Below are 9,888 nucleotides of genomic sequence, written 5' to 3'. Positions count from 1 at the left end.
TGGCGAAAGTTGCATCTGGCAGTTGACAGCAACACACATGAAATCATCTGTGCAGACCTGTCGCTGAACAATGTGACGGACTCAGAAGCCTTCCCGGGTCTTATCCGGCAGGCTCACAGAAAAATCAGGGCAGCATCGGCAGACGGCGCTTACGACACCCGGCTCTGTCACGATGAACTGCGGCGTAAGAAAATCAGCGCCCTTATCCCGCCCCGAAAAGGTGCGGGTTACTGGCCCGGTGAATATGCAGACCGTAACCGTGCAGTGGCTAATCAGCGAATGACCGGGAGTAATGCGCGGTGGAAATGGACAACAGATTACAACCGTCGCTCGATAGCGGAAACGGCGATGTACCGGGTAAAACAGCTGTTCGGGGGTTCACTGACGCTGCGTGACTACGATGGTCAGGTTGCGGAGGCTATGGCCCTGGTACGAGCGCTGAACAAAATGACGAAAGCAGGTATGCCTGAAAGCGTGCGTATTGCCTGAAAACACAACCCGCTACGGGGGAGACTTACCCGAAATCTGATTTATTCAACAAAGCCCCAAGAAACCTCTTGATGACCGCAGTAGTGATAAATACGCATTCACCATTAACAATTTAATTATCACCTAAGTAATATCGCCTACGTAAGCCGGACAATCTTAAGAGCATCACTATCATTCGTTAGTTTTAATATTATTAAAACAATTTAATATTATTAAAACAAAATTATTCCCATATTTTCCAAATATCCATGCGGTTCTTATTATAAGTTAATCTGCTGAAGCCCCAAGAACTGCCAGTTCATCATCTAATTTTATTTACCATTTACGCCAAGTGGTTCAGTTTGCTCCAATTCAGAATATGGCCTAGGCAATATCCCATTGAATACATAGTCTGTTGAGACATTGACTAATCTCGCATTCATTTTTTTGCAGCTAAAACAAAATTCTTAGGTCCCTCACAATTAACAAAGTGCGCTATCTTAGATTTATTTTCTGCCTAATCTACTGCTGTATAAGCAGCCTCATTTATGACAGCCTCAGGTCTATATTTTTCTACTGCTTCACAAACAGCATCATAATCAATAATATTTAATTCTTTTACATCCGTCACCCAAGTTCCCTATCATTCTAGAAAGCTATCTTTGGATAGCAACGCCCAATCGGATGGTCTGTCAATTCAACGAACAAAATGACTTTCAACAGCTAAATGCATTACTAAGATTGATTTATTTTCTCTAAAAATACGTTCAATTTCCTTTCGGTTACATATATTCATTTCTTCAACTTTTAGACGTGAATTTCTATAAACTGACGCTAACGAATCTAAGTTCCCAGTCTATCTTAAGCAATCTACAACGCTCACATTATCATTGATATTATTTATAATGTGAAATAAAACTGCTGAACCAATAAAGCCAGCACCACCAGCCACGATCGTTTTCATTTTATCTCTTAATCAAGTCAATACGCTTCTTAATTTGCAATTAAGTATTTTCAATATGCAGATTTATTTACAAAACCTTTAAATACAGTCAAGAATATTATTTTAAGATCGAACCATATACTCCACTCTCTAATATATTCTAAATCATACTCAACTCTCTTTTGCATTTTTTCAATTGTATCAGTTTCTCCCCTCCATCCATTTATTTGAGCCCATCCCGTAATACCAGGTTTGACTTTATGCCTTAGCATGTAACCTTCAATTATGCTTCTATACTGTTCATTATGTGCAACTGCATGTGGCCTGGGGCCTACAATAGACATCCCCCCCCAAAGTACATTGAAAAATTGAGGTAGCTCATCTAACGATGTTCGCCTTAAAAATCGACCAGTCTTTGTAACACGAATATCATTTTTAGTTGCTTGCTTTATTGCTGAATCATTTTCCATTACTGTCATAGAACGGAATTTCCAAACCTTAATTGGTTTTCCATCCATGCCGTAGCGTGTTTGTCTAAAAATAATTGGCCCAGGAGAAGATACTTTTACTGCCAGTGAAATCGCGATTAAAACCGGTGAAATTAGCACTATTATGCATAAAGAAATAATTATATCTTCAAGCCTCTTAAATACCATATTGATACCATTTATTGGAGTATCGAATAAAGGAACAACTGGTACACCATTTACCTCTTCAGTTCTTGATTGCAAAATATTGAAAGTAAATATATCAGGAATCAATATTACAGAACATGTTGTATCCGTTAGTGACTTTATAAGCTCTTTCATTTTAAGCTCATCACTCATACTCATAGCTATATAAATCCGATCGATTACCCCTGCTTTAGCATCGCATATGAGTTTATTAAAATCTCCTTTATACTCTATTTCATCACTAGTATAAATTTTATCTCTATCATATATACCAACGACAATAAAACCTAACCATGGCGCGTCAATAAAACTTCTGGCCAAATTAATCCCGACGGGCATAGATCCTGCTATAGCTATTCTCCGCGTATTATATCCCAAATTACGTACAACTCTTGCACTTGCTCTAATAGACATCCTGCATATAATTACACCAATACATACAATAAAATACCATTCTACAAATATTTTAAATGGCATTCCTAAGACCAATGAAGAGGATAGCAATCCCATAACAAATAATAGACTTAGTGTCCAATTTTTTAAAACTAAGTTAAGTTCTGCCGATAATTTCACACCTCGCCATGAACGGTAAAAATCTGAAATCCCACCAATCATCTGAAAGGCTGCAAGTACTATTAAGCAGACCAAAACTTGATTATAGCCAAAGTGTTTCCCATTTAAGAAACAAGATGCATAGAGTCCAACAAATATAATCAGGATATCCGCGAAGCGTTGAACTATAGATATCAATGATGCATTTGGTTTGGAGCGTATGCGATGATGAAATTTAGTCATAGCCTATTTCCGCTCATTAATTGAAATTATATATTGGGCACAATCAATGTAATATTTTATTTCCAATATCTTTTATGCATACTGAATTTTTTTACAAGAATTTTAGGCAAATATTTATAACTTTGACCGAGTTTGTAACCTATAATTTTAACAAAATTATGCATCATAGATAATGGGATAGATAAAACATCGTTTTTTAAAAGAAATGAAAATTCTGAAAAAATAAATTTTTTCCCTTCCCCCCCCGCTCCCCCAAATTTTTTTCTAATCCAATCCTCATCCGCATGAAATACACCAATATCAAAATATCGATTGAACTCCTCGACTACACTATAATTATGTGAATGCCTTACCATTGCATCTGCAAGATAGGCTGTTTTATAGCCAGCCATAACGCTTTTTGCTGCATAATACATATCCTCACTTAAAATAGTGTTTTTTGGAAAACCACCTAGTTCAATGAATGTCGATATCCTATAGGCAGAAAATGAATTCGATAAAAATACAGTTTTCAAGCCCATGGATGCAATATCATTTAATGATGCGACATAGCTTTCTTTTGGATAATTAAAATATCTAGCATGTTTTGAAATAGTATTTGCGTCAATATGTGGTAGTTGCCTTCCGTAAACACAAGAAACTTTCTCTTCATTAAACGCACTAATAACTATTTCAAAAAAATATGGTTCAGGTATTGCATCTTGAGTCAAAAATATGACGATATCAAAATCATCCTTATGCAACTCGACAGCAAGATTCCTTGTCCCACCGTGATTGAATTTTTCCGTGTCAATTTTATATACATCAAAACCATTTTCCAATGCTGTTTCAATAGTGTTATCTTTGCTACCTGAGTCAATTACTTGGACATAAGTTCCAACTGGAATATATTCTCGTATTTTTTGTGCAGCTTGCTGCCATATGGTACCACCATTATATGTTGGTATCGCAATGTATGCTTTCATATTATCTACCATGAACAAATAAAATATGCCGAAAATCTGGCATATTCATTATTTTTTATCAGTATAGGAATAACCATAATGGTTATAGCCATAGCTATAATAACTGCTGGCTTTTTTTACAATACCATTTAGAATACAGCCTTTGACAATTACACCGCTTTGTTCAAATCGTTTTATACTAACCTCTATTTCTTTTGAAGTATTTAATTCAAAGCGTGCTACTAATAAGGTGGTACCTGCGTAGTGGCCTATTATGGCTGCATCAGTAACTGCTAATATAGGTGGAGTATCCAGAATGACAATATCGTAATTGCTATTTGCCCATGTAATTAACTCATCGAACCTTCGATGCATTAACAACTCAGCGGGATTTGGCGGAACCATTCCTCTTGTTATAAAATCAAATTTGGCTGTTGGTATAGACTTTACAGCTTTGTCAATGCCTATTTTCCCTGACAAGAAATCAGAAAGGCCACTATCATTACTTACATTAAACAATTTGTGTGTATAGCCCTTTCTCATATCTGTATCAATGAAAAGAACTCTCTTCCCTGTTTGGGCAATCACTGCTGCTAAGTTTGAACTAATAAAGGTTTTACCCGCATTAGGACTTGCCCCTGAAATCATTAGCACACTATTCCTAGCTTCTAGCATTGCAAAATGCAAACTAGTTCTTAGTCCTCGAATCGCTTCAATTGCTAAATCTGCTGGATTATCAACAGCAAGAAATCCTTGAACTTCGTCCTGTTCTCGTTTTCGCCAACTTTGTACATGAGATGTATTTTTTACAAATGACTCAGATATAGGAATACTGGCGTATACATTGATATTTAATGCTTCGAGTTGTTCTGGTGATTCGATACCACGACGTAAAAAAACTCTGATTAGAACAAGCGAAATAGATGATAACATACCTAGCAAAATACCCATTAACACAATAACTAGTTTATTAGGTTTAATCGGTCTTGGTTGTGTTACCGCATTATCAATTATTCTTACATTACCAACAGCGCTAGACTTGGCAATATTCAACTCCTGTTGGCGATTCAGAAGTTGCATATAAACCGCCCTACCAGAGTCAACATCCCGGCTAAATCTCAATACTTCTTGCTGCGTTTCAGGCATTGCCGATACACGCTTATTTAACTTCCCTTTTTCTTCTACTAAGGTTTGACGTTTCTCAATCAATGCCTTATAAATTGGATGTTCTTTAGTGTACCGTTGTGAAATTTCCGATTCTCGGAAAGTTAGCTCATTCAACTGATTATCTACATTTACTATCTGATCCAGCACCGATTTGGCTTCAAGAGATAAGTCTACTGAATCTTTTTGCTGCCTATATTTATTTAACTTATCTTCCGCAGTATTTAATTCACTTCGCACTTCAGGTAGTTGCTGATTTAAAAAGTCCAAACTCTTGGCATCTTGTGCCGCCTCACGTGCAACATTTTGTTCTAAGTAATTAGAAGCAACACTATCAATTATCTTTTTTATCAAATCAGGTTCTTCCCCTGTCAAGGACAGGGTTAGCATGCCTATATCTTTTCCTTGGTCAGTTACAGAAAGCGTTTTCCTTAATTCATTAATTGCTTTTAACCTTGATATATATGTTATTGTAAAAGCGCTTCCTTTTTGTGCATTGATAGCATCTATCCTAAGAGAAAACCCTTTGTCCTCCAACAGCTGTCCAACTTTACCTTTTAACCTAAAACCATCTCCTTCTACAATATAATTTTCATCATCTAGCACTGTTAATTTAATACTTGCAGCATCATCTTCTTTTATTGCTAAATAAAACCTTGAAACAGATAACTCACCTTTTTCGTCTCCACTAATTCTAGCCCAACCATTTCCAAAAACAGGAAAATGATTTTGCTTAACTTCAGCCTGCAGATTTAAGTCATCTACAGTTTTCCCTAAGATCATTCTCGACTGAATTAATGCTATTTCTGGGGCAGATTGAGGTTGGCTATCCGGCAACATTTGACTCAAACTGCTTAAGATAGTATTACCTTGCTTCTGCTCGATTTGGATCAATGCATCAGCTTGGTAAACCGGTGTCGAAAATATAGCATAGACTAACGCAATTAGCGTACAAAGAGCTGTGACTGAAACAATCAGTTTCCTATGGTCTATAAGCTCACCAATAAGACGACCTAAATCAATCTCATCAGACTCTTTTACAGATTTACTAGTTTCTAATGACATGCAATCGTTCCTGCCTTTTACGCGCGTAATTTTTCAGCCCAACATTGACTGGACTCAGCTATAAGTTGAAAAACAGAGGCAAAAGCCTCGTCACTTTTTTTATAAGGATCAGGTATTTCACGGTGATTTATCCAATGGCCGAATAACATTGTTTTACCGCGTATTTCGGGTGCAATACGGCCAATTTGTTCTATATGATATTTCTCCATTACGAGGATTAAATCATATTGTCGTGCCATAGAAGATGTAAATTGCTTTCCTTTGTGACCATCAAGTGAAAGTCCATTCATTTCTGCAATCTTAATTGCGCTCGGATCCGCATCGTAACCAATCATAGCTCCCGTTCCTGCCGAATCAATTTTTTTTTCTGTTAATAATCTCTGCAAATAACGCTCACCAATAGGCGAACGGCATATGTTTCCGGTACAAACAACAAGTATGGAATCAAACATAATTATGGCCAAGATTTAATGAAACGTGCGGTTTCTGTCATGTCATGAACACCAGTAATTGTCGGTACCAACTGCGATACTACACGGTTCCACCGTACCAACGGAGCTGCTGTAACATAAACAATATCATAAGGTTGTAATTGAAACTCGGTACCCAATACCATCGCTGAAGCATCTTGTGCATTCAGTTGGTAGATATTGGCAATTTTCCCTTGTTTATCCCCCTTCAACTGACGAACAACAAATACACCCGTCGCATCGCTCATTGACTGGGATATACCTTCAGCATTACCCAATGCCTCAGCAAGTGTCATACCACTACGATCCATCTTCATAGTGCTCTGTTTGCCAACTTCTCCCATCACAAAGACTTTAAGGTCATCATTACGTGGGACAAATAAAATATCACCAGGGTATAGGAGATGGTTCTGAGTTAAATCACCTTTCTGCATTAACGCGTATAAAGAAACCTTTGTATCTTTACCATTATGCGTTAGAACAACATTACGCCAATCAGCATCAGTTGCTAATCCGCCAGCAGCATTTACCGCATCCATCACAGTAAGGGGGATATTAGTAATGGGTTGTTGACCAGATTTCGCCACCTCCCCTGTCACATACACTTTTTGAGATCGAAATGCAGCGATACTCACATCAACTTGGGGACTTTCAATATAGGTAGTCAATCGACTCGCAATTTCCTGACGTACCTGACTCAGCGTTTTGCCAGCAACTTGGACTTTACCAATATAAGGATAGAAAATAGTGCCATCTGAGTTCACCCAGTTACCGGTATCACTTGCACTACGGTACTGACCCGCAGGTGTCGTCAGTTCCGGGTGGTCCCAGACAGTTACCATTAATACATCACCCACCCCAATTCGATATTCGTAGTTTTTAAGAAGATCATCCAGTTGCGGATTAGGGCGAGCCATCAAAATTTCCGGGCGTAATTGATCTATCAGTCCAGGAGTCATCGGATAGACATTGACTAGTTTATCCAGATCGTAATCACTGTCCGGTAGCTCAACCACATTCTTGCGCAGACTATTTAATCCCTGGCCTGGAATAATGGTACAACCCGATAAAAACCCAATCGCCAATGCTAATGCCGAAAATCTAACAATTTTTTTCTTCATAATGTCACATCATCAGTAAATCAAAATTTGCCAATTCCTGAGCAGCTGTCATGGCCGTTGCTTCCTTACCAGCCTGCGGAGAGAGAAAAGCTGACTGCATCCTGCAGCGCTACCACCGCTCTCCCCTTATTTTCAGCATTCAGCCTTATAAACTAAACGGTATTTCTATCCCTGCGCTGGCCCCAACGTCATCGCTGTCGCTGTTGTTAGCGTTGGTGTACCACAAAGAGGTATTCAGACGAACAGACTGATAAACATCCCCGCTCCAGCCTAGCTGTACACCTTTCAAGGTATCGGCATGTGGGAATGCTTTTTTGATCGACTGGTTCTCCGGGTTAACCTTGGCGTAAACGATGCGCGTACTCCAGCGCTGGTTATCTTCAGTAATCAGCTCAACCTTCCCGGCAATGAGTTGACCATCCCCACCCATCGCATCCCCCAGTGGATACCCTTGTTGGTAATAACCATCTTTATAGATGTGGTGGGTATAGCTGTAATTCGTCCGGCTCATATTGGTACGAGTATCATGCGCTTCCACGTACCAGTTTACCGCATCTTTACCCCAACCGTGGTGCCCTTCCACTCCACCAAGGAACATATTTGCCGAAGGCAGATAACCTGACTCATCTTCGCCAATCATCTGTCCGTAGAAACTGACCGGCCAGCCGAGAGTTGGCTCGAGTTTAAACTTAAAGTCAAAACCAGCTAGCTGGTTACCCGGTTCGTTATCCGTCCCGGTATTATCATGGCCAGTGAAGCCATCCCAGAAGCTGCTAAATGACTCAGGACGCCCTTCCCCGCCCCACTGCATAATGCGCGAAGCACCTAATTCCAGTGACTGGAAAGGTGAGAAAGTAAAACGACCGCCGATAATTTTTGTATGTGGCACAGCGGTATATTGATTCATCTGGCTGGCGGAGATCTGGTACTGCCATGGCCCCACCCAGCGCAACCACCAGGTCTCTGGCGCTGCCTGCTCTGCGCGCTGCATCAGGAAACCGGTCATCGGCCGCATGGCATCCCCGCGGATCAGGCTCCCTTCATAGCCCGGTCCCCACCACTGTGGTACCTGACCAAAGGAGAGCCACTGGTTCCAGAACTTCACCGCGCCGTAGGCGCCGTTGGCGTTGAAGCGCGATCCGTTGCTGATCCGCTCTCCCCCTTCAATGTTGCCCTGCAGGTGAACATCCCACCACTCGCCGCTGTTGTTGAACGCCAGGCCTAACGAGTTATCCGCCGGCTGCGTCTGGCCAAACCCCTGCGGAGTGCCCGGCTGATCGGTTGAAGTGTAGCCGGTGACCCGGAAATCCGCTTTTAAGGCAGACAGTCGCTGGTTAATACGCGCCAGCACCACTTGTTCAGAAGAATAGGACGGTTTAGCCTTTTTCAGTGCCCGGGCGATCTCTTCCTGGCTCAGCGGCCAGGTCGACAGGCTCAGATGGATGACCCCGCGATCGGAAAGCCAGGCCAGGTCGTTACGCAAGTCGTTGTCATTTACCACTAACCCGGCCGCGTAAGCCTGGGCTCCCAGGGAGGAAAGCAAACCCAACGTCGCGGCAATGCGCGCAATTTTTATCATTGTACAAGATCCATTTTCAGCCCCGCTGTCGTATCTCAATGAGAATGAGGGGAATACCAAGATAGAAAGCGCTCGCGGCACCAGCTGACTTCGCTGTGCAACACAGGCGAGGCAAGTACATTTACCCTAAGCTTCTTGTTAGCCTTATAACATCCACTCAGCTCACAATGTAGGCGAATTTTACCCTACAGGCTATCGATGAGACAGGAAAGTTAATGTCCAGGCGATATCAGCAGCCGCTCCTGGCCAACTTCTGAGGATATCCGTAGAAAATTGATAGATATCTATTGAGGGCGATCATCCTGACCGGGACGATTTTACAGCCGTTGAAGAGAACCTCTGTGCAGCAGCAAGCGGCTTCAGCGACGCTACCGCCCCTGGCTTAACAGCTACCAGCGCACTGACTACCTGAACGACTTAATTTTTTATCGACCTGTGGATGAATAATTGGTCAGGCCATTATTTTTGGCGGCGTTAAGTTTACGGGATTTCGGTCACAATTGGGAGTGTTGTTACCGAATATCTGCCAATTAATGCCGCCTGTCGTTCTACTGACAAAAAATAAGCGGGTCACCAATTAAGATTATTCACTGACTTCCAGGGTTAGAAATCCTCCCGGTACTGCTACAACATCACACATGCAGCTAATTGACTGTAAAAAAACG

8 protein-coding genes and 2 pseudogenes are annotated in these 9,888 nt (G+C 41.0%); 1 reads left to right on the top strand and 9 read right to left on the bottom strand.

Annotation, left to right across the window (positions count from 1 at the left end; all coding sequences use genetic code 11):
- Positions 1-489 (top strand): annotated as a pseudogene (locus AC6CWS_RS02055) (IS5-like element IS903B family transposase); the annotation flags it as partial.
- A 311-nt stretch (positions 490-800) separates the two neighbouring features.
- Here AC6CWS_RS02055 and AC6CWS_RS02050 read toward each other — a convergent pair.
- From AC6CWS_RS02050 to AC6CWS_RS02010, 9 genes and pseudogenes are all read right to left on the bottom strand, one after another.
- A complete protein-coding gene (locus tag AC6CWS_RS02050; RefSeq protein ID WP_074423215.1) occupies positions 801-911 on the bottom strand; it encodes a sugar nucleotide-binding protein in 111 nt (36 codons plus the stop codon).
- A gap of 74 nt (positions 912-985) precedes the next feature.
- Complete coding sequence (locus AC6CWS_RS02045; RefSeq protein ID WP_074423214.1) at positions 986-1,099, bottom strand: sugar nucleotide-binding protein; 114 nt, start codon at positions 1,097-1,099, stop codon at positions 986-988.
- A gap of 228 nt (positions 1,100-1,327) precedes the next feature.
- Positions 1,328-1,432 (bottom strand): annotated as a pseudogene (locus AC6CWS_RS02040) (hypothetical protein); the annotation flags it as partial.
- Positions 1,433-1,482: 50 nt separating this feature from the next.
- Positions 1,483-2,880: an undecaprenyl-phosphate glucose phosphotransferase gene (gene wcaJ / locus AC6CWS_RS02035; protein WP_136070918.1), complete on the bottom strand. Its 1,398-nt coding sequence runs from the start codon at positions 2,878-2,880 to the stop codon at positions 1,483-1,485.
- A 56-nt stretch (positions 2,881-2,936) separates the two neighbouring features.
- On the bottom strand, positions 2,937-3,845 hold the full coding sequence (locus AC6CWS_RS02030; protein WP_065806030.1) for a glycosyltransferase: 909 nt from the start codon (positions 3,843-3,845) through the stop codon (positions 2,937-2,939).
- 48 nt (positions 3,846-3,893) lie between these two features.
- The gene (locus tag AC6CWS_RS02025; protein WP_136070917.1) at positions 3,894-6,053 is read right to left on the bottom strand and encodes a polysaccharide biosynthesis tyrosine autokinase; all 2,160 of its coding nucleotides are present in this window, start codon (positions 6,051-6,053) and stop codon (positions 3,894-3,896) included.
- A 17-nt stretch (positions 6,054-6,070) separates the two neighbouring features.
- Positions 6,071-6,505: an arsenate reductase/protein-tyrosine-phosphatase family protein gene (locus tag AC6CWS_RS02020; RefSeq protein ID WP_065806025.1), complete on the bottom strand. Its 435-nt coding sequence runs from the start codon at positions 6,503-6,505 to the stop codon at positions 6,071-6,073.
- A gap of 2 nt (positions 6,506-6,507) precedes the next feature.
- A complete protein-coding gene (locus AC6CWS_RS02015; RefSeq protein WP_065806024.1) occupies positions 6,508-7,644 on the bottom strand; it encodes a polysaccharide export protein in 1,137 nt (378 codons plus the stop codon).
- Positions 7,645-7,789: 145 nt separating this feature from the next.
- On the bottom strand, positions 7,790-9,223 hold the full coding sequence (locus AC6CWS_RS02010) for a capsule assembly Wzi family protein (protein ID WP_065806023.1): 1,434 nt from the start codon (positions 9,221-9,223) through the stop codon (positions 7,790-7,792).
- Positions 9,224-9,888 lie beyond the last annotated feature (665 nt).

Source organism: Klebsiella sp. M041 (genome assembly GCF_059759695.1).
This window is presented reverse-complemented; position numbering and strand designations above follow the sequence as displayed.

What these genes read in the sequence shown, in the direction of transcription:
- wcaJ (WP_136070918.1), bottom strand. Translation starts at nt 2,880, where the DNA reads ATGACTAAATTTCATCATCGCATACGCTCCAAACCAAATGCATCATTG.
- AC6CWS_RS02010 (WP_065806023.1), bottom strand. Translation starts at nt 9,223, where the DNA reads ATGATAAAAATTGCGCGCATTGCCGCGACGTTGGGTTTGCTTTCCTCC.
- AC6CWS_RS02025 (WP_136070917.1), bottom strand. Translation starts at nt 6,053, where the DNA reads ATGTCATTAGAAACTAGTAAATCTGTAAAAGAGTCTGATGAGATTGAT.
- AC6CWS_RS02030 (WP_065806030.1), bottom strand. Translation starts at nt 3,845, where the DNA reads ATGAAAGCATACATTGCGATACCAACATATAATGGTGGTACCATATGG.
- AC6CWS_RS02020 (WP_065806025.1), bottom strand. Translation starts at nt 6,505, where the DNA reads ATGTTTGATTCCATACTTGTTGTTTGTACCGGAAACATATGCCGTTCG.
- AC6CWS_RS02015 (WP_065806024.1), bottom strand. Translation starts at nt 7,644, where the DNA reads ATGAAGAAAAAAATTGTTAGATTTTCGGCATTAGCATTGGCGATTGGG.
- AC6CWS_RS02050 (WP_074423215.1), bottom strand. Translation starts at nt 911, where the DNA reads ATGAATGCGAGATTAGTCAATGTCTCAACAGACTATGTATTCAATGGG.